The organism is Mesorhizobium sp. M0909 (genome assembly GCF_040319515.1).
Taxonomy (GTDB): domain Bacteria; phylum Pseudomonadota; class Alphaproteobacteria; order Rhizobiales; family Rhizobiaceae; genus Mesorhizobium.
In genome coordinates, this window is the sequence record NZ_JAMYOA010000010.1 from 169,457 (window position 1) to 192,198 (window position 22,742).

Genomic DNA, 22,742 nt, shown 5'->3' on the forward strand with positions numbered 1-22,742 from the left:
GACATTCCAAATGTTTGGGTGGCGCCTCTTCCTTCTCCCCCTGTGGGAGAAGGTGGATTGGCGCGCAGCGCCGAGACGGTTGAGGGGTGTTCCAGCGAAGTGAGGCGTCGGTGTTTTCTGGAACACCCCTCATCCGACCTCGCTTCGCGAGGCCATCTTCTCCCACAAGGGGAGAAGGAAGAAGCGCGCCTACCCAAATTTCCCCGTGCGCGGGAACCCCTTCGGCACCATGCGGCCGGCCGAGGCGCGGGCGCCGACCCATTCGGCAAGCTCGTCACGCGATTTGATGAAGGTGCGGTCTGCCGAATCCTGCCAGGACAGGCCGCTTGCGAGCGTGAAGGTCTTGAGGTCGAGGACGCCGCCATCCTTGTATTTCTGCAGGCGCACGCCCTTGCCGCGCCCCATCTCCGGGATCTCGGCCAGCGGGAACACCAGCATCTTGCGGTTCTCGCCGACAATGGCGAGATGGTCGCCCGCGACGCTCACGCAGCGCTGGGCTTCGTCTGGCGCCTTGACGTTCATCACCTGCTTGCCCTTGCGGGTGTTGGCGACGACTTCTTCTTCCGGCACGATGAAACCGTTGCCGTCATGCGACACCAGCAGCAGCTTGCGCTTGGGATCATGGACGAAGGCGGTGACGATATCCTGGTCGTTGTCCATGTCGACGATGATGCGGATCGGCTCACCATGGCCGCGCCCGCCGGGCAGCCGGTCGGCGCCGATCGTGTAGAACTTGCCGCCGGTGGTGAAGACCAGCACCTTGTCGGTGGTCTGGGCGTGGAAGGCGAGCTTGAGGCTGTCGCCTTCCTTGAAGGTCAGGGCCGAATGGTCGGTCAGATGACCTTTCATGGCCCTCAGCCAGCCCTTTTCCGAAACGACCACAGTGACCGGCTCGCGCTCGATCATGGCGTGGGCGATATCGGTCAGGTCATGCTCGGGTGCGTCGGCGAACTCGGTGCGGCGCTTGCCGATGTCGGTCTCGGGCCCGTATTTCTGGCGAACATTGGCGACTTCCCACTTGATCGTCGCCCACTGCTTGGCGTCGGACGCAAGCAGTGCCTCGATCTGCTTCTTCTCGCCGGTCAGGCCATTGAATTCCTCGCGGATTTCGAATTCCTCGAGCTTGCGCAGCGCCCTCAGCCGCATGTTGAGGATGGCTTCAGCCTGGGTGTCGGTGAGTGACCAGCGAGCCATCATCACCTGCTTGGGCTCGTCCTCCTCGCGGATGATCCTGATCACCTCGTCGATGTTGAGGTAGGCAATCAAATAGCCGGCGAGGATCTCCAGCCGCCGCTCGATCTCGCCGAGGCGGTGCTTGGAGCGGCGGATCAAGACGTCGCGGCGGTGCTCCAGCCATTCCTTGAGCACACCTTTCAGCGACAGCACGTTCGGCACCTTGCCGCGCGACAACACGTTCATATTGAGCGGAAAGCGGCTTTCGAACTCGGTCAGCTTGAACAGCGATTCCATCATGATGCCGGGATCGACCGAGCGGCTCTTCGGTACCAGCACGACGCGGATGTCCTCGGCGCTCTCGTCGCGGATATCCTCGAGCGGCGGCAGCTTGCGTGCCATCAAGAGCTCGGCGATCTTCTCGATCAGCCTAGCCTTCTGGACGCCATAGGGGATTTCGGTGACGACAATGTTCCAGGTGCCCCTGCCCTGATCCTCCTGGCTCCATTTCGCCCTGACGCGAAAGCCGCCGCGACCCGTTTCGTAGGCTTCGAGGATCGAGGCTCGGCTGTCGACGATGATGCCGCCGGTCGGGAAATCCGGCCCCTGGACGAAGTCCATCAGCTTGGTGACGGGCGCATCCGGATGATCGATCAGGTGAAGCGCGGCGTCGCAAAGCTCGGCCGCATTGTGTGGCGGGATCGAGGTCGCCATGCCAACGGCAATGCCGGACGAGCCGTTGGCGAGCAGGTTCGGGAAGGCGCCGGGCAGCACCGCCGGCTCCTCGTCTTCCTCGTTGTAGGTCGGGCGGAAATCGACCGCGTCCTCGGTGATGCCTTCCAAAAGCAGCGTCGACACTTCGGTCATGCGCGCTTCGGTGTAGCGCATGGCGGCGGCGTTATCGCCGTCGATATTGCCAAAATTACCCTGCCCGTCGACCAGCGGGTAGCGCATCGAAAAATCCTGCGCCAACCGCACCAACGCGTCGTAGATCGACTGGTCGCCATGCGGATGGAATTTGCCCATCACCTCGCCGACGATGCGGGCGCATTTGGCAAAACCCTGGTCGGGGTTGAGCCGCAACAAGCGCATGGCATGCATGATGCGACGATGCACCGGCTTCAATCCGTCGCGCACGTCCGGCAGCGCCCGGTGCATGATGGTCGACAGCGCGTAGGCGAGATAGCGCTCTTCCAGCGCCTTCTTCAGATCGACCGGCTCGATATTGTCGCCGCCGCCACTCTCGGGCGGCAAAAGCCTTTTTCCCATGGGGTGGCACTAGCCGAGCGGGTGATTCGCGGCAAGAGGCACCGGTATGCCTCCTCCTAAACCACGTCGCGTTCGACCGGCCTCATGCGACGCTTTAGGTCCTTGTTTTGATGCATGTCGTCATCGCAATACCGCTGCACACTTTGCGCGACATCCATTATGCAACGGGAATTGGGAGCGTCGCGACGCCGGCCAACATCAACCCGTTACATCCTGCTTCTATCGCAAGCCTGATGGATCGGGTTTGCCTTTAGCCGCGATTTTCGATCATTGTGCCGAGGCCCGCCTTTTTCCGGTCCAGTTCGTCGCCGAATGGTGACGACGCGACGATTTGAAAAGAATTTCAGGACACTCTCAGGGGAGCTCTCGATGACGATCAGGCACTCGACACTTATTAAAAGACTGGCTTTTTCGACCTTTTTGCTGACGCTGCCGCTGAATGCGGCATTCGCGCAGGATACCGCGGTCGCCGACCGGCTGAAGGCTGCCCTCGCCGCCCAGGGTGTCGACCTCTCCTGGACCGGAGTAACCGGCGACACCTCCAGCATGGTTCTGCAAGGCGTGGCGGTCAAACCGGCGGCCGAAAAGGAGGCGCTCAAGATCGGCGACGTCAAGCTCGAAGGGGTGACCGAAGCCAATGGTGGCTATCAAATCGCGACCGTGTCGACGTCGCCGTTCGAACATAGCGAGGATGGCGTCACGCTCAATCTCAGCCCCTTCGTCATCCACGACATGACGGTTCCGGCCGAAGGCGCAAGCGGCCCGCTGGGCTCGCTGATGATTTACAAATCGGCCGAGCTCGACAACATGACCGTCAAGGTGGCCGACAAGACCGCTTTCTCGATGGACGGGCTTGCCATCGCAATCACGCCGCCGGCCGACGGCAAGGCCTTGGCGTTTTCCGGCACCACGGAAAAATTCACTGCCGACCTGACACTGGTCGAAGATCCGAAGTCCAAGGAAGTCATCAACGCGCTCGGCTACCAGAACATATCGGGCAATCTTGAGATGGAAGGCACCTGGCAGCCTACCGACGGCAGGATGGACTTGTCGAAATACGAAATATCGGTCGACAATGCCGGCACGCTCGGCATGACCTTCGATCTCGGCGGCTACACGCTGGACGTCATCAAATCACTGCAGGAGATGCAGAAGAAGATGGCGGCGCAGCCCGAAGGCGCCGACAATTCGGCGCAAGGCATGGCCATGCTCGGGCTGCTGCAGCAGCTTTCGTTCAACAGCGCCTCGATCCGCTTCGATGATGATTCGCTGACCAAAAAGGTGCTCGATTATGCCGGCAAGCAGCAAGGCATGTCCGGCAAGGACATTGCCAACCAGGCCAAGGCGATCGTGCCCTTCGGCATGGCGCAGCTCAACAATCCGGAACTGACGGCGCAGGTTTCGGCCGCGGTCAACAAATTCCTCGACGATCCGCAAAGCATCGAGGTCTCGGCCGAGCCGCCGGCGGCGGTGCCGTTCGCGCTGATCATGGCGGGCGCCATGTCCAACCCGCTCGACCTGCCGAAAACGCTCGGCGTGACGGTTACGGCAAACGAAGACTGACCGAGATCCAAAGCAAAAAGCCCGGCAGCGATGCCGGGCTTTTTTATGAATCAACAGCATCGGTTCGGAGCGTTTCCTAAACCTCTTTCTTCGTCGCCACGACGCGCAGCGACAATTCGCGAAGCTGCTGCGGGCTGGCCTCCGACGGCGCGTTCATCAACAGGTCGTAGGCCTGCTGGTTCATCGGGAACATGGTCACTTCACGCAGGTTCCTGGCGCCGACGAGAAGCATGACGACGCGGTCGATGCCGGCCGCCATGCCGCCATGCGGCGGCGCGCCATACTGGAAGGCGCGGTAGAGGCCACCGAAGCGCTCCTCGACCGTCTCGCGGTCCAGCCCGACCGTCTCGAACGCCTTGACCATGGTTTCGGGCAGATGGTTGCGGATGCCGCCTGAGGCGATCTCGAAACCATTGCAGACCATGTCGTACTGGAACGCCTTGATTCCGAGCAGATCCTCGCCGTTAAGCGCATCGATGCCACCTTGCGGCATCGAGAACGGATTGTGCGCGAAGTCGATCTTCTTCTCCTCCTCGTTCCATTCGAAGAACGGGAAGTCGACGATCCAGCACAGTTCGAAGCGATCACGGTCGACAAGATTGAGCTCCTCGCCGGCGCGGCTGCGCGCCGCACCCGCGAAGGAGACGAACTTCTTCGGATCGCCGGCGACGAAGAAGGCGGCATCGCCATCGGCAAGGCCGAGTTGCAGGCGGATCGCCTCGGTGCGCTCCTCGCCGATGTTCTTGGCCAGCGGCCCGGCCCCTTCGAGCTTCTCGCCCTCCTTGCGCCAGAAGATGTAGCCGAGGCCGGGCTGGCCCTCGCCCTGCGCCCATGAGTTCATGCGGTCGCAAAAGGCGCGAGACCCGCCGGTCTTGGCCGGAATGGCCCAGACCTCGGCCTTCGGATCGTTGGCAAGGATGTTGGCGAATACCTTGAAGCCGGATTCGCGAAAATGATCCGAGACGGCCTGCATCTCGATCGGGTTGCGCAGGTCCGGCTTGTCGGTGCCGTATTTGCGCATGGCGACATCATAGGCGATGCGCGGAAACTTGTCCGTCACCGGCTTGCCGGCGGCAAAGGTCTCGAACACCCCCCGCATCACCGGCTCCATGGTGGTAAACACATCCTCCTGCTCGACGAAGCTCATCTCCACGTCGAGCTGGTAGAATTCACCCGGCAGACGGTCGGCGCGCGGGTCCTCGTCACGGAAGCACGGCGCAATCTGGAAGTAGCGGTCGAAGCCGGACACCATGATCAGCTGTTTGTACTGCTGCGGTGCCTGCGGCAGCGCATAGAAAGTGCCGGGGTGGATACGCGACGGCACAAGGAAGTCGCGCGCGCCTTCCGGCGATGAGGCGGTCAGGATTGGCGTCGAGAATTCGGTGAAGCCGACCTCGCCCATCAGCTTGCGCATCTCGGCGATGATTTTCGTCCGCGCCACGATGTTCTTGTGCAGCGTGTCGCGGCGCAGGTCGAGGAAGCGGTATTTGAGGCGGATGTCCTCCGGATAGTCCGGCTCGCCGAACACCGGCAGCGGCAATTCCCTGGCCGCCGACAGCACTTCGATCTCGCGCGCGAAAATCTCGATCTCGCCGGTCGGCAAATTGGGGTTCACGGTGTCGGCGAGGCGCGCCTTGACCTCGCCGTCGACGCGGACGACCCATTCGCCACGCAAGGTCTCGGCGATCTTGAAGGCAGGCGAATCCGGATCGGCGACGATCTGGGTCAGACCGTAATGGTCGCGCAAATCGATGAACAGCAGGCCGCCATGGTCGCGCACGCGATGTACCCAACCCGACAGGCGAACGGTCGAGCCGACGTCGGCCTTCCTCAATTGGGCACAGGTATGGCTGCGGTAACGATGCATTGTCATTCTTAAGGTCCGGATGTTGGGTTGCGGCCAAGGCATGATGGCCCAGCCTGAAAATTTGCGCGAAAAGCACATGAGAGGGTGCATTTGTCAAGGCAAGCGGCGGCTGGGTCGAGTTCGCGTTCTTCCCGCGCCTATCCCACCGGCATCAATTTATGCCAGAGGCGTCAATCTGAGTTCGCTGCTCTGTGCCGGCAGTTCAACTATGCACTCATCCCTTCACCCCGCCCGCCGTGAGGCCGGAGACGATCTTGCGCTGGAAGATGAGAACGAGGACGACAAGCGGCACGGTGACGATCACCGATGCGGCCATGATGTTGCCCCACGGGATCTCGAACTGCGAGCTGCCGGAGAGCAGCGCTATCGCCACCGGCACGGTTCGCTGCTCGTTGCTGGAGGTAAACGTCAGGGCGAACAGGAACTCGTTCCAAGCACCGATGAAGGCGAGAAGCCCGGTGGTCGCCAGCGCCGGCCACATCAGCGGCAGGAAGACGCGGCTGATGATGATCCAGGGCGTGGCGCCATCGAGGATCGCCGCTTCCTCCAGTTCGATCGGCAGGTCGCGAACGAAGGCGGTGAGCACCCAGACGGTGAACGGCAAGGTGAAGATCATGTAGGACAAGATCAGCGCGAACGGCGAATTGTAGAGGCCGAAGATGCGGATTAGCTCGAAAAGCCCGGCAAGCACCGCCAATTGCGGAAACATCGAGACGGACAGGATGATGAGGAGCAGTGCCGAACGGCCTCTGAAGCGGATGCGCGCCAGTGCATAGGCGGCGGTGACGCCGAGGAACAGCGAAATGAAGACAACCGCGCTCGAGATGAACAGCGAGTTCACGAGATTGCGCAAGAAGGTCCCCTCGGTGAATACGGTCCGGTAGTTGCTGAAGGTAATCGTCGTCGGCCAATAGTCGACCTGGAAGAGCGCCGTCCCCGATTTCAGGCTGGTGATGATGGCGTAGTAAAACGGGAACACCGCGACGACGATGATAACGGCGACGAGGAGGTAGAAAGCCGTGCGCTTGACGATCCACATGGTCAGTGCTCCCCCATGATCAATAGTCCTTGTCCAGTCTTATCCGGCCGAGCCAAAGGACGAGCATGGTCAGTAGGGCGAGGATAAGGAAGAGCAACGTCGAGGCGGCGGAACCGGAAGCGAATTTGTCGAACTCAAACAGGCTCTCGCGGGCAAACACCGACATCGACTTGGTGTGTATGTTGTTTGGCGTAAGCACGTAGATCAGATCGAAGATGCGCAGGGCATCGAGACCGCGAAAGATCATGGCCACCATCAACGCCGGTCGGATGAGCGGCAAGGTGATCTTCCAGAAAACTCTCCACGCGCCGACGCCGTCGAGCTTGGCGACCTCGTAGATTTCTTGTGGAAGCATCTGGAGGCCGGCGAGAATGAGAAGCGCCATGAACGGGGTCGCTTTCCAGATATCGACAACGAGGACGGCGACCATCGCCGTGTCGGCGCTTGCGGTCCAGGCGATTTTTGTGCTGATCAGGCCGAGCTTGAGCAGGACGTCGTTGATGATGCCGAACTGGTCGTTGAGCATCCACTGCCACATTTTCGCCGAGACGATCGTCGGGATGGCCCAAGGGATTAGAATCGCGGCGCGCACGATGCCGCGGCCGCGAAACCTGGCGTTGAGCACCAGCGCGACGATCATGCCGAGCACCGTCTCGCAGGTCACCGAAATCACCGCGAAGCGCACGGTGTTCCAGACAGCGCGCCACCAGACCGGATCGGCGAGCAGCCCGTCGTAGATGACGCGGCCGCTCGGCATTTGCACGACGGAGAAATAGTTGGCGAAGCCAACCCAGCGGCGGGCTTCGAGGTCGGCGAGCGAGGCATCGGTGAAGCCGAAATAGATCGTGCGCATCAACGGCCAGCCGGCAACGGCGGCGAGCACGATGAGCATCGGGGCAAGCAGCAGCCATGCCGAGCGCGCACGCTGACGCGCCAGCAGCGAGCCTGAGCGCGGCGGGGTCACCAGGCGGTGCCTTTGAGCCTGGTCAAGGAGAACTCCAGATCGGCAAGGTTGTCGGCGGCCGTGCCCTCGCCGGAAATGGTGTTGTGGACGGCGGTCCAGAACTCGCTCGATGCCTCATTGTACCTGCTCTTGGCTTGGGCCGAGGGACGCGGCACCGCGTTGAGGACGACTTCCTTCCAGCGCGGAATCACCGGCTGGGCGCTGGCGATGTCGGCATCGTCATAGAGTGCCTGGATGGTCGGCAGATATGCCCCCTTCAAGGCGCGGTACTTCTGCATCTGAGGCGAGGCGATCCATTTGACCAGCCCGATCGCTGCATCCGGGTTCTTCGAATATTTGGAAACCGCGAGATTCCAGCCGCCAAGCGTTGCTGCCGGGCGGGCGCCCTCGCCCGACCCCGGCGGCAGCGTTGTCACCTCGAACTTGCCTTTGATGGGGGAGCTTTCGCTGTTGCCAAGCGCGTAGGCATAGGGCCAGTTGCGCATGAAGACGGCGTTGCCTGTCTGCCAGACTCCGCGCGACTCTTCTTCCTGATAGGCCAGAACGCCGGGCGGCGAGATGGTTCCCACCCAGCTCCTCGCCATTTCCAGCGCCGCAACTGCTTGCGGATTGTTGATGGAGATCGTGCCATCCGGCTCGATAATCTGGCCGCCGCCGTTCGACTTCACCCATTCGAGTGCATCGCAGGTCAGCCCCTCATAGGCGTTGCCCTGGAAAACGAAGCCCCACATGTCCTTGCTGCCGGCGTCGCGCTCCTTGTCCATGACAAGCTTGGCGGTGTCGGCAAGCTCGGCCCAGCTGGCCGGGACCCTGGCGCCGTATTTGTCGAGGAGATCCTTGCGGTAGTAGAGCGCCGGAGCGTCGGTGAATATCGGCAAGGCGACCAGCTTGCGGTCCACGGTCTGCGATTTGATGATCGATGGGAAATGGGCGCCAACGACATCCTTGGTCGCTTCGGTCAGGTCGATGAACTGCCTTGCAAGCTGGGGGGCCCAGATGATGTCCGTTTGATAGACGTCGACGTTGCTGCTTCCGGCGGCAAGCCAGAGCCGGTATTGGCCAAACTGGTCCGTCGCCGAGGGAGGCAGCGGAACGACGCTAACCTTATTGCCGGTCTTCTTCTCGTATTGATCGAGGATCTCGCGAAGGATTCTCTGGCCGTTGCCGGTATCGCCGGATACCATGACGAGGTCGACAGCCCGCGCCGGCCCGGCCGCCAGAACTGCGGCCATGGCAAATGCCGCAAATGCGGGATGAAATTTCATGACGGCGGACCTCTCTTTGGAGCTTCAGGCCGGGCAACAAAAACGGACGTCGATGCCCGACCGCCTCCGCACACCGGCAACTCACAAGACGCTTATTCGCCCACCAGCACTGAACTACAAAGATACGCCTTGGTTCCAACACGGAGGGTCCGGCGCCACGCGGCAGCCCCCGGCTGGCCCCAACGCCGCCGGGAATTGTCGCTGGTATTGGCGAAGGCGATGGTTCAAGAAGGGATCAACGACAGGCTTTCCTTCATGTCTTCCATCCGCCCGCTGATCCCGCTCCTGATCGCCGCCGGCATCCTGCTCGGCGGCAACGGCCTGCAGAGCACCTTGATTGCGCTGCGTGGTGCGCAGGAAGGTTTTCCCGCTTCCTCGATCGGCCTGATGGGCACGTTCTATTTCGCCGGCTTCCTGCTCGGCTGCCTTGCCGTGACGCGCATCATGAAGTCGGTCGGCCATGTGCGCGCCTTTTCGGCACTGGCGGCGATCGCCTCGGCGGGGACGCTGCTTCTGGTGCTGGTCATCGATCCGGTGATGTGGTGCGCCGTGCGCTTTGCCGGCGGGTTCTGCTTCGCCGGCCTGTTCACCATCATGGAAGCCTGGCTGAATTCCGGCGTCACCAACACCGACCGGGCGCGGGTGCTTGCCATCTACCGGATGGTCGACATCGGCTCGGTGACGGGCGCCCAGTTCCTGATCCCGATCTTTGGCGCCGGCGGCTTTGCCATCTTCGCCATCATGTCGATCATGATCACCGTTTCGCTGGTGCCGGTTTCGCTCGGCGACCGCTCCAATCCGACGCCGCCGGAAGAGGTCAAGCTCGATTTGGCGCGCGTCTGGCGGATCTCGCCGCTCGGCTGCTTCGGCTGTATCGCCGTCGGCGTCACCAACAGCGCCTTCCGCACCCTGTCGCCGGTCTATGCCGAGCAGATCGGCATGTCGGTCGCCGACGTCGTCACCTTCGTCAGCGTCGGCATTTTCGGCGGCGCCATCATCCAATACCCGCTCGGCTACCTCTCCGACCGCTGGGACCGGCGCTCGGTGCTGCTGATGACGACGTGCTGTGCGATGGTGGCGGCACTGGCCCTGGCATTCGTGGCAGGCGGCAGCCCGTTCCTCAACTTCCTGCTCGTCTTCATCTTCGGCTGCTTCGCCATGCCGCTCTATTCGCTGTCGGCGGCGCATTCCAACGACCGCGCCGACAAGGGCGAGTTCGTGCTGATCAACGCTGCCTTGATGCTGTTTTACTCGTTCGGCGCCATCGGCGGGCCGTTCGCAGCCTCGACGGTGATGCAATTTTTCGGGCCGAGCGCGCTGTTCGTGTTCAGCGCCACCGTCTATGCGATCTTCGTGGCCGTCATCCTTTACCGGATGCAGGCGCGCTCCGCCGTGCCGGCCACCCATCGCAGCCGTTTTACGGCGCTGTTGCGCACTTCGACGGTTTTTGCCCGGTTGGCGAAGCGGAATGGCGATCCCGATGAACCCGCAAAACCTGGATAGAGGTGCTTGCGCTTGACGAAAGCGCGCGCGGCTGAAATTGAAAGAGACCCTATCCCTTGCCAAAAGCGATTTGATGCACGTCATCACCACTCAGAAAGAACTCGAGACCGTTATTGCCGCTTTCGAAAAGGCGGAATTCGTCACCGTCGATACCGAATTCATTCGCGAAACGACCTTCTGGCCGATCCTGTGCCTGATCCAGATGGCAGCGCCCGGGGTGACGGCGCTGATTGATCCGCTGTCGCCCGACATCGACCTGAAACCGTTCTTCAGGCTGATGGCCAACGAGGCGATCGTCAAAGTCTTCCATGCGGCGCGGCAGGACATCGAAATCATTGTGCATCTCGGCGATCTTGTGCCGCATCCGGTGTTCGACACCCAGGTCGCGGCAATGGTCTGCGGCTTCGGCGACAGCGTTTCCTACGACCAGCTGGTGCAGCGCATCACCGGCGCGCGGCTCGACAAGTCCTCGCGCTTCACCGACTGGCGCCACCGTCCGCTGTCAGAAAAGCAGCTCGACTACGCGCTCGCCGACGTCACCCACCTGATCGAGGTCTACAAGCATCTCAGCGCCGAGCTGGTGCGGGAAAACCGCGCCCACTGGCTGAACGAGGAGATGGACGTGCTGACCTCGCGCGAGACCTACGATCCGCATCCCGAGGATGCCTGGAAGCGGCTCAAAATGCGGCTGCGCAAGCCGCAGGAACTGGCGATCGTGCAGGCGGTGGCGGCCTGGCGCGAACGCGAAGCGCGCGAGCGCGACGTGCCACGCGGCCGGGTGCTCAAGGACGATGCGATCTACGAAGTGGCGCAACAGGCGCCGCGCGACGCTGCGGCGCTGAGCAAGCTGCGTACCACGCCGAAGGGCTGGGAACGCTCTTCGACGGCGACGGCATTGCTTGGCGCAGTCAACGCTGCCCTTGCCCTGCCCAGGGAAGAGATGCCGAAGCTGCCGAAGAGCTTCCAGCCGCCGGAGGGGTCGAGCGCCGCGGCGGAGTTGCTGAAGGTGCTGCTGCGGATCGTTGCCGAAAGGGAAGGCGTCGCCTCGAAGGTACTCGCCTCCAGTGACGACATCGACCGCATCGCTGCCGAGGGCGAGGAAGCCGACGTGCCGGCATTGCAAGGCTGGCGGCGTGCCGTTTTCGGCGAGGCCGCGCTCAAGCTGGTGCGCGGCGAACTCGCCATCAGGTTCGACAAGCGCAAGATCGCGGTGTTCGAGGTATAGTCTCGATCAGCGCTGTCTCTGACCGGCAAGATGAAAAGCCGCAATGACGGTCACTGGTATCCCCAGCAGGGCGAATTTGGTGACGATCAGCGCCGAGGCGAAGGATAGCGAATCCGGATTGGCCGACAGAAAATCGGACAAAAGACGAGCCACGGCGATGTTCTGGGCATAGTCGGCAAGCGTGTAGGGCAGCACCAGCACAGCTGCGAATGTCGCCTGCGTTTGCGCAGGCAGTGCATGGAAATTCTTCAGCCGCCGGCCCGTGGCCAGGATCAGGCTGACCATCGTCAGCGACAGCAGCGCCGGAAACAGCAGGTCGAAGGTCAGGTAATGCCAGACGAGGATAATCTCGCTGCCGCGCCGGCCGAGAGCCGTTAGCCAGGCCATGCCCTCATCCGGAGTGAAACCGGCATAGCGCATGTCGAGCGACGGCTGACCGCCGCTCAATCGGCGAAAATAGAGGAACTCCATCGCCGTCATGATGATGAAAACCGCCACTGTGGCGACACAGAGTGCGGCCGCGTGGCGCGACAGCCGCAGGATCATTGCCGCCAGATTGCGCCAAGACGCATGACGGTCAGGCTCCGCCAGGATAATTCGGGCTTTCGCGGGTAATCGTGACGTCATGGGCGTGGCTTTCACGAAGTCCGGCATTGGATATCCGCACAAAAGTGGCGCGCTCGCGGAAATCGGCAAGGTCGCGGCCACCGACATAACCCATAGCGGCTTTCAGGCCGCCTGCAAGCTGGTGCAGCACGCCAGACACAGGTCCTTTGTACGGCACCTGCCCTTCGATGCCTTCCGGGACCAGTTTCAGCGTGTCGCGCACCTCGGCCTGGAAGTAACGATCGGCGGAGCCGCGCGCCATCGCGCCGACCGAACCCATGCCGCGATAGGCTTTGAAGGAGCGGCCCTGATGCAGATAGACCTCGCCGGGGCTCTCGTCGGTGCCGGCCAGCAGCGAGCCAATCATCGCCGCGCTGGCCCCGGCGGCCAGCGCCTTGGCGAGATCGCCCGAATATTTGATGCCGCCATCGGCAATAACCGAAACGCCCGATTTCTGCGCCGTCTCGACTGCCGACATGATTGCCGAGAGCTGCGGCACGCCGACGCCGGCGACGATGCGGGTGGTGCAGATGGAGCCTGGTCCGATGCCGACCTTGACCGCGTCGGCGCCGGCATCGATCAGCGCCAAGGTGCCTTCCGCGGTGGCGACGTTGCCGGCCAGGATGCGAACCGAGTTGGACAGCTTCTTGGCCCGCGTCACGGCATCCAGAACGCGCTGCGAATGACCGTGCGCGGTGTCGATCACCAGAAGGTCGACGCCGGCGTCGATGAGGCGCTCGGCCCGCTCGAAACCGTCATCGCCGACACTGGTGGCGGCGGCGGCGCGCAAGCGTCCCTGCGCATCCTTGGTGGCGTGCGGGTTGAGCTGCGACTTCTCGATGTCCTTGACCGTGATCAGCCCGACGCAATTGCCGTCCCGATCGACCACAACCAGCTTCTCGATGCGGTGCTGATGGAGCAGCCGCTTGGCCTCGTCCTGATCGACGTTCTCCTTGACCGTGATCAGGTTCTCGCGGGTCATCAGCTCATAGACCTTTTGCGCCGGATCGGACGCGAAGCGGACGTCGCGGTTGGTCAGGATGCCGACGAGCCGGCCGACCGTGTGGCCGCCGGTGCCGCCGTTCTCGACCACCGGAATGCCCGAGATGCTGTAGGTGCGCATCAGGCCCAGCGCATCGGCTAGCGTCGCCTCCGGACCGATGGTGACCGGGTTGACCACCATGCCGGACTCGAACTTCTTCACCTGCCGCACCTGCTCGGCCTGTTCGGCCGGCGAGAAATTGCGGTGGATGACGCCAATGCCGCCGGCCTGGGCCATGGCGATGGCTAGCCGCGCCTCGGTAACCGTGTCCATGGCGGCCGACAGGATCGGCACGTTGAGGTCGATGTCGCCGGCGATGCGGGTGCGGATGTCGGTCTCGCCGGGCATGACCTCGGAATGACCCGGCTGCAGCAGCACGTCGTCAAAGGTCAGCGCCAATGCGCCGGTGGACGTCTCGATGATTTTTGCCATGGCCAGCCCTCGGAATGCAGGAAAGGCGCTCGCCCTGATGGACAGCGCCGACTCGTCTTCTTCCCTTTCAGGATTGGCGCTGGCTCGTAACACGTCCCGTCGCCGTTGAAAAGCCGATGGTTGTGTAGTGGCAAAGCTGCATTTGCCGCAGGTGCTGCACGACTTGCGGTCGCACAAACGTGACAGCAAATTAATGCGACATCCGGGCCAAGCCATGATAACCGCCCTACCTGTCGGTTTGGCCCCAAGGCCGGCAAGCAATCGCGACGCACATTTCAAGGCCGGATCCATCGTGAACCGCACCATTCCGCTTATCCTGGCGGTCGCTCTCTTCATGGAAAACATGGATTCGACCGTCATTGCGACATCGTTGCCGGCGATCGCCATCGACATCCACAGCAGCCCGATCGCGCTCAAGCTGGCGCTGACCGCCTATCTGGTATCGCTGGCGATCTTCATTCCGATCAGCGGCTGGATGGCCGACCGCTTCGGCGCCAAGAATGTCTTCCGTGTCGCGATCGCCGTGTTCATCGTCGGTTCGGTCGCGTGCGCCATTTCCAATTCGCTGCCGGCTTTCGTGGTCTCACGCTTCCTGCAAGGCATTGGCGGCGCCATGATGACGCCGGTTGGGCGTCTGGTGCTGGTACGCGCGACGCCGAAAAGCGAACTCGTTGCCGCCATGTCGTGGCTGACCGTCCCGGCTCTGGTCGGCCCGCTGGTCGGCCCGCCGATAGGCGGCTTCATCACGACCTATTTTTCCTGGCACTGGATTTTTCTGATCAACGTGCCGATCGGGCTGGTCGGGATCTGGCTGGCCACGCGTTTCCTGCCAAAGACCGACGCCGCCCAGACGCCGCCGCTCGATTTCACCGGTTTCGTGCTGAGCGGGTTGGCGGCATCGGGCATCGTGTTCGGCCTGTCGGTGGTCAGCCTGCCGGCTCTGCCGCCCGCTGCCGGCTTTGTCACCGTAGCCGTCGGTCTGGCGTCGGCGGTGCTCTATCTGCTGCACGCGCGCCGCGCCAAGAATCCGCTGCTGGCGCTCGAGCTGTTTCGCAATCGGGTGTTCCGCTCGTCGGTGCTCGGCGGCGGACTGTTCCGCATCGGCATTGGTGCCGTACCGTTTCTTTTGCCGCTGATGTTCCAGATCGGTTTCGGGTTGACGCCGTTCCAGTCCGGCATGATCACCTTCGTCTCGGCGATCGGCGCCATAGGCATGAAATTCGTCACCGCGCTGATCTTCAGGGTCGCCGGCTTCCGCCGTGTGCTGATTTCAGGCTCGCTCATCGCTGCCGCGTCCATCGCCGTCAACGGCCTGTTCACACCCGACACGCCCTATGGGCTGATCCTCGCCATGCTGCTCGCCGGGGGCTTCATCCGCTCGATGTTCTTTACCGGCATCAACGCGCTTGCCTACGCCGAGATTTCGGCCGCCGACACCAGCAAGGCGACGCCGATCACGGCGGTGTTCCAGCAGTTGGCGATCGCGCTCGGTGTGGCGCTGGCCGGCGGCATCCTGGAAGTGTCGACCACGATCCATGGCGGCCCGTTGACGCTGACCGACTTTCACACCGCCTTCTTCATCGTGGCGGCGGTGTCGGCGGCGGCCTCGCTGTCGTTCATGCGGCTGGCGCCGGACGCCGGCAATGCCGTGTCTGGACATGGCCGGCTGACACCGCCGAAGACACTGGAGCCGGTGAGCCCGCCGGGGACTTGACCTTTCCTCGTGCTTACGGACGCCGGAGGGACAGCGCCCCCCTCTGGCCTGCCGGCCATCTCCCCCACGAGGGGGGAGATCGGACGTGAGGTCGGTTTTCGCCAATCTCCAGCGTTGCGGGGTTGGGCGGCGCGCCGAAGCTGCCAATCTCCCCCCTCGTGGGGGAGATGGCCGGCAGGCCAGAGGGGGGCGCGAAGGACCGCTACAGAGCGATTTTCACGCCGTGCCGTTTCCGCCTTTAAAATCTTTCGCCAAGAGATAGAGCTCCACCGATTCGTCGCGTGAGGCCGGCGGCTTGACGTGATGGACCGAGCGGAAATTCCGCTTGAGTCTCGCCAGCAATTCGTTCTCGGCGCCGCCCTGAAACGTCTTGGCAAGGAAATGTCCGCCCGGCTTCAATACCGACAGCGCGAAATCGGCCGCCACCTCGCACAGATGCATGGTGCGGATGTGGTCGGTCCGCTTGTGGCCGGTGGTGGGTGCGGCCATGTCGGAGAGCACGATGTCCGGCTGACCGCCCAGCGTCTCGGCCAGCTTCTCAGGCGCCTGCGGATCGAGGAAATCCATCAGCAGCACCGGCGCGCCCGGCACCGCGTCCATCTCCAGGTAATCGATGCCGACGACGTTCGGGTGTTCCGCGGTAGATTTGGTACGTGCGGCGGCGACCTGGCACCAGCCGCCGGGTGCCGCACCAAGGTCGATCACCTTCATGCCGGGCTTGAGCAAATGGTGCTTGTCGTCGATCTCGATCAGCTTGTAGGCGGCGCGCGAGCGATAGCCGTCGGCCTTCGAGCGCTGGACATAGGGATCGTTGATGTGGCGCTGCAACCAACGGCGCGACGATTCCTTCAAGCCGCTTTTCTTCTTGATCTTCGTCTTCAGCACGCGAATGCCGGCGGAGCTCGGTCTTTCCGGTTTTTTGGTCATTGCTTGATTACTTGTTTGAGCATGATCTTGTCCGAAAACCGGCAGCCACTTTTCGGGATCATGCTCTGCCCCGCCCGCTGTTGCGCCAGACGCCGTCATCGGCCATCAACTCGCTCAGTATGCCCTCGCGCAGGCCGCGGTCGGCGACACGCAGCCGTTCGGACGGCCAGACGGCACGGATCGCCTCCAATATGGCGCAGCCGGCCAGAACCAGGTCGGCGCGGTCGGCGCCGATGCAAGGGTTGGCGACGCGCTGCTGGAAATCCCAGCCGACCAGCTTTTCGACCATGCGGTCGACGCTGTCGCGATCCATCCACAACCCGTCGACGCGGCGGCGGTCGTAACGTTCGAGATCGAGGTGGACGCCGGCCAGCGTCGTCACCGTGCCCGAGGTGCCGAGCAGATGGAATTTCGGGCTGGACAGGAGGTGGCTCAGCCGGTCGCGCCCGTCGAAGGCGCGCAGCCGCATTGCGACATCGTCGACCATGGCGCCAAAGATCTCGCGCGTCACTGTGCGGCCGCCAAAACGCTCGGCCAGCGAGACGACGCCGACCGGCAGCGACGTCCACGAGACGATATGGTTGGCGAGCCTTGGCGAGCGCTGGCCGGTAAGGTCGATCAGCGCGATTTCGGACGAGCCGCCGCCGATGTCGAACAGCACGACGCCTTGCGTGTCGCGCTCGACCAGCGAGCCGCAGCCCGACACCGCCAGCCGCGCCTCGGTCTGGCGGTCGATGATTTCGAGCTTCAGGCCGGCCTCGCGCTCGACGCGTTCGAGGAACTCGACGCCGTTGGCGGCGGTGCGGCAGGCCTCGGTGGCGATCAGCCGGGCCTTCCTGACCTTGCGGTTGCGCAATTTGTCGCCGCAGATCTTCAGCGCCTCGACCGCGCGGTCCATTGCAGCCTCGCCAAGCCGGCCATTGGCGGTGAGCCCCTCGCCCAGCCTGACGATGCGCGAGAAGGCATCGATGACGCGGAACTGGCCATGGCGCGTCGGCACCGCGACCAGCAGGCGGCAATTGTTGGTGCCGAGGTCGAGCGCGGCAAACACCGGCAATTCCTGCAGCGGTGGCGGCGTGCGGGCACCTTGCCCCGGCCTTGGCAAGGCTGGAGGCAATTGCGCGATTGAAGCCGATTGCGCGATCGAGGACTGGGGCGCGATCGAAGCCGCCGGCTGGGGCTGGCGAGCGGCCGAGGCCCCGCCGGCGGCGGGCACCGAAGTGCCTGTTATCACCGGACGAGCCTCGTCGCGTGCAAAAACCTTGCGCCCGCGCCGCCGCTTGCGCCGCTTCTTGGGTTTGCCGTTCTGATGGGGGCCGTTCTGACCCTTGTGATCGTGGGACGTGTCGCCAGCCTGTCCATTGCCGGACCGGGGCTGCACCTGACGGCCGTAGCGTCCGGCGGCTGGGTTTGCCTCGCCGGATGGCGGCGACGAACCCCTGGACACGCCCACTTCCGGCGCGCCAGCGCCGGCTTCGTGGTCTTCCACTGTCGTTCCTTCCGGCGCCGCGCGAACCGGAGACCGGACGCAGCAGGCGCTTTTACATGTTCAAGTTGCGGCCAGACTATCAGCGCCGGGCCGGATCACCAAGAGTGCAAGGGCCGAATTTTGCCGGCGGCATGAAGGGCGGCGACGTTGGTGATCCCTTCTCCCCTGTTGTGGGAGAAGGAAAGACGCCAGCGCCACAGCGCGCCTTCCCGGTTGAATAGCCGGCTTCAATGAGGCATTTCTGAAATGAAACATTCGGGACCGCGGGCGGTTTTCCTGCTGCGAACCGGAAAACGGGTACGGGCTGCAACGCATGATCATCAGGCAATGAACTGGAGCCGCTATTTCTGGCCCGTCATCGGGATCGCCGCGGTGGTGTTCTCGCTGTGGCTGTTGCTGCACGAATTGCGCGGCATCTCGCTCGACGATGTCTGGGACGGCATCGTCGCCATCCCGGCGCGCGGCTGGGTGCTCGCGGCGCTGAGCTCGGTTGTCGCCTATGCCTCGCTCGCCGGCTACGACCACATTGCGCTTCTGCACATCGGCAAAAAAGTGTCGTGGCTGTTCGTCACCTTCTGCTCGTTCACCACCTACGCGCTGTCGCACAATATCGGCGGCTCAGTGTTTTCCGGTGCGGTGATCCGCTACCGCGCCTACGGCACCAAGGGCCTGACCGGGCAGGATGTCGGCGTTCTGGTGGCGATCTGCTGGATCACCTTCGTGCTGTCGACACTGTTCGTCTCAAGCATCGTCCTGCTGCTCGAGCCTGAGGTGATCGACCGGTTTTCCGGCACGCCGCATCACCGGCTGGCGCAGGCGGCCGGCCTTGCCATGCTGCTCGTGGTGGCGGCCTATGTCTTCGGCAGCTGGCTGCATCTGAGGCCGCTGAGGATCGGCAGCTTTCAGCTGCACTACCCGGCGCTGCCGATCGTGGCGCGGCAATTGCTGGTCGGCCCGATCGAGCTGCTGGCGGCGGCGGCGATCATCTTCTTCGCCCTGCCCGCCGTCGGCAATCCCGGCTATTTCGTCGTGCTCGGCGTCTTCCTGGTGTCGTTCTCGATCGCGCAGATCTCGCATGCGCCGGGCGGGCTCGGCGTGTTCGAGGTGGTGTTCCTTGCGGGCTTGTCACATATGGACCAGGTCGGCGTACTGGCGGCGCTGCTGGTGTTCCGGCTGTTCTACCTGATCATCCCGCTGCTGATCGCGCTCGGCGTGGTGCTGTTTTTCGAGCACTCGCAATACAGCCGCAGCGAGAATTGAGGGCGCCGGAAGACGACGATTGAACGCCGACACAGGGTTGACTATTTTCCGGCGGCGGCTACAAGGGCCGCGCGGCTGCCTGGCGGCCCACCCTGCGCGACAAGCGCCTGCTGGGGAATAGGTTAACGGTAGACCCACGGACTCTGACTCCGTTAGTCCTGGTTCGAATCCAGGTTCCCCAGCCAGTTGATTTCACTCACATTTCCGGCTGCTCAGACCCGACCCGCTAGTGTCAGTTGGGCACTTGGTTGGGAATTTTTATTCCCCTCGAGCTTTGCGCTGGCGCTTTTCGCCAGCGTCGGATCTCGCACGAGGTAGTGCACATCAAGAGTTGAGCGGACGGAATTACCGTGACAGTGCACTTTTTACCATATCGCCCCCGCCTCATGGTGCACCTTGCCGGCGTTCCCGGTCTGCCGCATCCCCCCAGCACCGTACCGGCGAGCCAAAGTGTTTTCACGTCCGAAGACTATAAGTTCCGCAAGAACTGCTCATCGAGCATTGCCGCGTCGCCGATGTTACGGTTTTCGATGCACCCGTGGGCCGAGAGTATCGCCGGGCAAATCGGCAAAAGCCGTGAGAACTCGGAAAACGAGGCACGCGGCGAAAAGAAATTAGTGCACCGTCACCGTAATTCCTAAAACCTCTCCGGCAACCCTTCTACTCCCCGAGAATGGACGTCGGCGGGCGTGCCGAGGTTATCGGATCGGCATGACGAAGGACGATCCTCCACGCGCCTTCCTCGCGCCGGAATATGGTGGTGACTCGAAGCGCAATCGGCACCAGTTTGTTGCCACCACCGACCTTGGACTGGAACCGCTCGACCTCGATGATGTATCCCAAGTCGGCTGTCGCATACTCCGAGATGCGCTCAAAGCCGATGGCCTGGCCGTGCCGGTAATTGGTGGCGGCCCGTTCCATCGTCTCAGCGGCCTTTCTCCATCCCTTCGCCGGCGGGCCAAAGGGATTGGCAATAATGACGTCGTCCCGTCGCGAGTAGAGGTTTTTCAGGGGCTCAGGATCGCCCTTTACGAAGGCATCCAGAGCCAGATGATCCTGCTCGATGAATTTCGTCAGGTCGGAGGCTAACATCTTAGCATCGCCACATGACTAAAAGAGAACACTATCATGCGCTTGATCCGCCCTTGCCGTAGGCGTTCGGGCTGGTGTCCAGAGTATAGATCAGAATTACGGTGAGTGCACCTTTTACCATGTCGCCCCGGCGCATGGTGCACCTTGCCGGCGTTCCCGGTCTGCCGCATCCCCCGGCACCCTACGGGTGAGCCAAAGTGTTTTCACGTCCGAAGACTCATCGAATACTGCCCTGTTGCCGGTGCCGCGGTTTTCGATACACCCCGTGGGGCCGAGAGCATCGCCAGGCAAATCGGCAAAGCCGTGAAACCCGCAAACCGAGGTAGGGGGGCGAAAATAGTGCACTGTTACTGTAATTCCCTTCGGGTGTCTTCTCTATGCCGTAACGCCGGGCATTGTCGCCGATGTCGCGGTTTTCGACGCACCCGTGGGCCAAGAGCATCGCCGGGCAAATCGGCAAAGCCGTGAAATTCGGAAAACGAGGCAGGCGGCGAAAAGAAATAGTGCACTGTCACCGTAATTCCGTAATTCCCAGCCAATTGGCCATATGCCGCAAGAAATTAACAGCTTGGCCCATTTTTCTGGACAGCAGTCCAGGGAGTTGTCGAGCTTACCAGGAGCCCTCGTGACAGTCCTTGATCCGCATGTCTCTACCCGAGGCGAGATGGGTCACCTAATGTTGACGACATGGGAATGGGCGCTCAAATGGAAGCCGCTTCATTCAAAAAGCGCCAACGCGATGGCATGGCAAATGTCGGCTCGATCGAGAAAGAGCCGAAAGCTGCGCCAAAGCGTCAACCTTGGCCACCGGCCAATTCAATAGGCAACCACATTCTCAGAATGCGCCACCTATCTCGCAAATGTTGGCTATGCTTCCGTTCCAAATCTGATCAGCCACCCATAAAAGCTATTCTGAGTCCCTTATGGGCTATCTCAGCCTAACTGGATTTAGGCGCCGAGAAGTTCAAATCGACGCCAACAAGATGGTCATGCGCGGCGGCGGCCATCGTTGACAGATCATGGGTAAAGTGCCCAGCGTACCAGAGGGCCAGCGGATAACCGCTCAGCGCCTCGCCGTTGACAAAACTACCCACCCCTGTTTCGTAAGGCGGGCCAACTGCTTCGATGCCGTCGTCGAGCTCTGCGTTTTTGTGTCGGAGAAGCCATACATCACCTCTTCCAAACGGCCAATCATCTAACTCAGTTGCGCTGATATCTCCTGGACCGGGCTCCAGACGGCAGCGGATATTCCTATCAGGCGATTCGACCTGAAATCGACGTGTAGGCATGGTTGATCGTAGCCATGGCGTTTCGAAGTTGACTGGCTGCAAGGTTTCTCCGGCTATAGTCTTCTCCACAGACCAGACCGAATTGGTACCCCCACCGCCCATGTTGAATTGGAAACGCCAGTACGCATGATGATGATGGCGATTGCAGACGCATGCGCTGCCAACCGCAGCGAAACCAAATCGTGCTGACAATGTCCCAGAATCCGAGAGATACCAACGAGTAATATAGCGATACCAACCAGCTTCCAGCTCGCTGACCAAATGCACGCCAGCTCCGTCGTCGTAGATAGCGACGCCAGCGAAAGATCCCTGATCGTCGCCCGATTCCATAATGGTGCGAGGCATTGAGGTGCACTCTCGAAATCCTGGCGAGACGTCAGTTCCCACCGCTTCGAATGGACTTTCATAGTTTTGCCAATCACGGTAGGGTCCGCACGCGTCGCCGTCGTACTTTACGTTTAGAATGGGTAGATGAGCCCGATCGAGCACGGTGACGCCCCGATACTCGACGTTGCGAAGTTCGATTCCTGATCCATTAGTAGCCGACGATTGAGCGGGTCTAACGACGAGAGCCTGCCAGATTGTCACTCCGTTCCGCCGAATGGTGAGAACGCGCGTGCCCGATCTCCCTGTTGTAGGTGTCTGGTTGGCGGGCGTGGGCGCGCCGCAGCCGGTTGAGCGATGTCTAAAGCCTTTGGGCGCAATCATCGCGTTTTGATAAATGCGCCGTTCATAAGGATCGACACCAACGACCTTTGCGTCCTCCCAAGACAAGCCACGGATCCCGATAAGAACTGTTCGCGGCGAACTAGAACTGAGTGGATCCAGCTCCATCGTGGCTGGAATCGGTAGAAAGAGAGACGGAAGTCGAATTCCCTTGGCCTGTGCATCCTCCAGCAGAACTTTCTTGGCTATTTCGATCTCTTCACTAAGCGGCAGCGGGTGCAAGGCTGTACGAGATATTTCCGTGACGGTGTTCTCAACCCGATCGTACAGCAGCGTGTACACTATCCGCTCATCGAC

General features: G+C 62.1%; 16 protein-coding genes and 1 tRNA gene. 6 read left to right on the forward strand and 11 right to left on the reverse strand.

Annotation, left to right across the window (positions count from 1 at the left end; genetic code table 11):
• Positions 1 to 189: 189 nt before the first annotated feature.
• Positions 190 to 2,442, reverse strand: coding sequence for a DNA topoisomerase IV subunit A (parC, locus tag NKH83_RS17855; protein WP_352477137.1), 2,253 nt, complete (start codon positions 2,440 to 2,442; stop codon positions 190 to 192).
• Between the two features lie 369 nt (positions 2,443 to 2,811).
• On the opposite strand from parC, the gene NKH83_RS17860 reads away from it, so the two are divergent.
• Entirely contained in the window at positions 2,812 to 4,005 is a 1,194-nt protein-coding gene (locus NKH83_RS17860) for an aq_1923 C-terminal domain (protein ID WP_352477136.1), read from the forward strand.
• A gap of 76 nt (positions 4,006 to 4,081) precedes the next feature.
• Here the strand turns inward: NKH83_RS17860 and aspS are convergent, their stop codons facing one another.
• From aspS to NKH83_RS17880, 4 genes are all read right to left on the reverse strand, one after another.
• On the reverse strand, positions 4,082 to 5,872 hold the full coding sequence (aspS, locus tag NKH83_RS17865) for an aspartate--tRNA ligase (protein WP_352477502.1): 1,791 nt from the start codon (positions 5,870 to 5,872) through the stop codon (positions 4,082 to 4,084).
• Positions 5,873 to 6,086: 214 nt separating this feature from the next.
• Positions 6,087 to 6,911 (reverse strand): carbohydrate ABC transporter permease, encoded by an 825-nt coding sequence (locus NKH83_RS17870; protein ID WP_352477134.1) that lies wholly within the window; start codon positions 6,909 to 6,911, stop codon positions 6,087 to 6,089.
• A 19-nt stretch (positions 6,912 to 6,930) separates the two neighbouring features.
• Positions 6,931 to 7,803 (reverse strand): carbohydrate ABC transporter permease, encoded by an 873-nt coding sequence (locus tag NKH83_RS17875; RefSeq protein ID WP_254817726.1) that lies wholly within the window; start codon positions 7,801 to 7,803, stop codon positions 6,931 to 6,933.
• 68 nt (positions 7,804 to 7,871) lie between these two features.
• Positions 7,872 to 9,140, reverse strand: a complete 1,269-nt coding sequence (locus tag NKH83_RS17880; RefSeq protein WP_352477132.1) for an ABC transporter substrate-binding protein — start codon at positions 9,138 to 9,140, stop codon at positions 7,872 to 7,874.
• A gap of 255 nt (positions 9,141 to 9,395) precedes the next feature.
• On the opposite strand from NKH83_RS17880, the gene NKH83_RS17885 reads away from it, so the two are divergent.
• Positions 9,396 to 10,643: an MFS transporter gene (locus NKH83_RS17885; protein WP_352477131.1), complete on the forward strand. Its 1,248-nt coding sequence runs from the start codon at positions 9,396 to 9,398 to the stop codon at positions 10,641 to 10,643.
• A 73-nt stretch (positions 10,644 to 10,716) separates the two neighbouring features.
• A complete protein-coding gene (gene rnd, locus NKH83_RS17890; RefSeq protein ID WP_352477130.1) occupies positions 10,717 to 11,868 on the forward strand; it encodes a ribonuclease D in 1,152 nt (383 codons plus the stop codon).
• 6 nt (positions 11,869 to 11,874) lie between these two features.
• Here the strand turns inward: rnd and NKH83_RS17895 are convergent, their stop codons facing one another.
• Together NKH83_RS17895 and guaB are read right to left on the reverse strand one after the other, a co-directional pair.
• Complete coding sequence (locus NKH83_RS17895; protein WP_352477129.1) at positions 11,875 to 12,414, reverse strand: hypothetical protein; 540 nt, start codon at positions 12,412 to 12,414, stop codon at positions 11,875 to 11,877.
• A gap of 31 nt (positions 12,415 to 12,445) precedes the next feature.
• Positions 12,446 to 13,948 carry an IMP dehydrogenase gene (guaB, locus tag NKH83_RS17900; RefSeq protein ID WP_352458563.1) on the reverse strand — a complete coding sequence of 501 codons (1,503 nt, stop codon included), beginning with the start codon at positions 13,946 to 13,948 and terminating at the stop codon, positions 12,446 to 12,448.
• A gap of 292 nt (positions 13,949 to 14,240) precedes the next feature.
• Between guaB and NKH83_RS17905 the strand changes: the two genes are divergently transcribed.
• Entirely contained in the window at positions 14,241 to 15,662 is a 1,422-nt protein-coding gene (locus NKH83_RS17905) for an MFS transporter (protein ID WP_352806126.1), read from the forward strand.
• 216 nt (positions 15,663 to 15,878) lie between these two features.
• On the opposite strand, the gene NKH83_RS17910 is transcribed toward NKH83_RS17905, so the two are convergent.
• Both NKH83_RS17910 and NKH83_RS17915 read right to left on the reverse strand, forming a co-directional pair.
• Positions 15,879 to 16,589 carry an RlmE family RNA methyltransferase gene (locus NKH83_RS17910; RefSeq protein ID WP_254817516.1) on the reverse strand — a complete coding sequence of 237 codons (711 nt, stop codon included), beginning with the start codon at positions 16,587 to 16,589 and terminating at the stop codon, positions 15,879 to 15,881.
• Between the two features lie 58 nt (positions 16,590 to 16,647).
• Complete coding sequence (locus NKH83_RS17915) at positions 16,648 to 18,078, reverse strand: Ppx/GppA phosphatase family protein (protein ID WP_352806130.1); 1,431 nt, start codon at positions 18,076 to 18,078, stop codon at positions 16,648 to 16,650.
• A 327-nt stretch (positions 18,079 to 18,405) separates the two neighbouring features.
• On the opposite strand from NKH83_RS17915, the gene NKH83_RS17920 reads away from it, so the two are divergent.
• Positions 18,406 to 19,338, forward strand: coding sequence for a lysylphosphatidylglycerol synthase domain-containing protein (locus NKH83_RS17920; RefSeq protein WP_352806197.1), 933 nt, complete (start codon positions 18,406 to 18,408; stop codon positions 19,336 to 19,338).
• A 111-nt stretch (positions 19,339 to 19,449) separates the two neighbouring features.
• Positions 19,450 to 19,523, forward strand: a tRNA-Gln gene (locus tag NKH83_RS17925).
• 475 nt (positions 19,524 to 19,998) lie between these two features.
• On the opposite strand, the gene NKH83_RS17930 is transcribed toward NKH83_RS17925, so the two are convergent.
• Both NKH83_RS17930 and NKH83_RS17935 read right to left on the reverse strand, forming a co-directional pair.
• The gene (locus NKH83_RS17930; RefSeq protein ID WP_352806133.1) at positions 19,999 to 20,430 is read right to left on the reverse strand and encodes a YybH family protein; all 432 of its coding nucleotides are present in this window, start codon (positions 20,428 to 20,430) and stop codon (positions 19,999 to 20,001) included.
• A 938-nt stretch (positions 20,431 to 21,368) separates the two neighbouring features.
• Positions 21,369 to 22,727: a hypothetical protein gene (locus NKH83_RS17935; RefSeq protein ID WP_352806135.1), complete on the reverse strand. Its 1,359-nt coding sequence runs from the start codon at positions 22,725 to 22,727 to the stop codon at positions 21,369 to 21,371.
• Between the last annotated feature and the right edge of the window lie 15 nt (positions 22,728 to 22,742).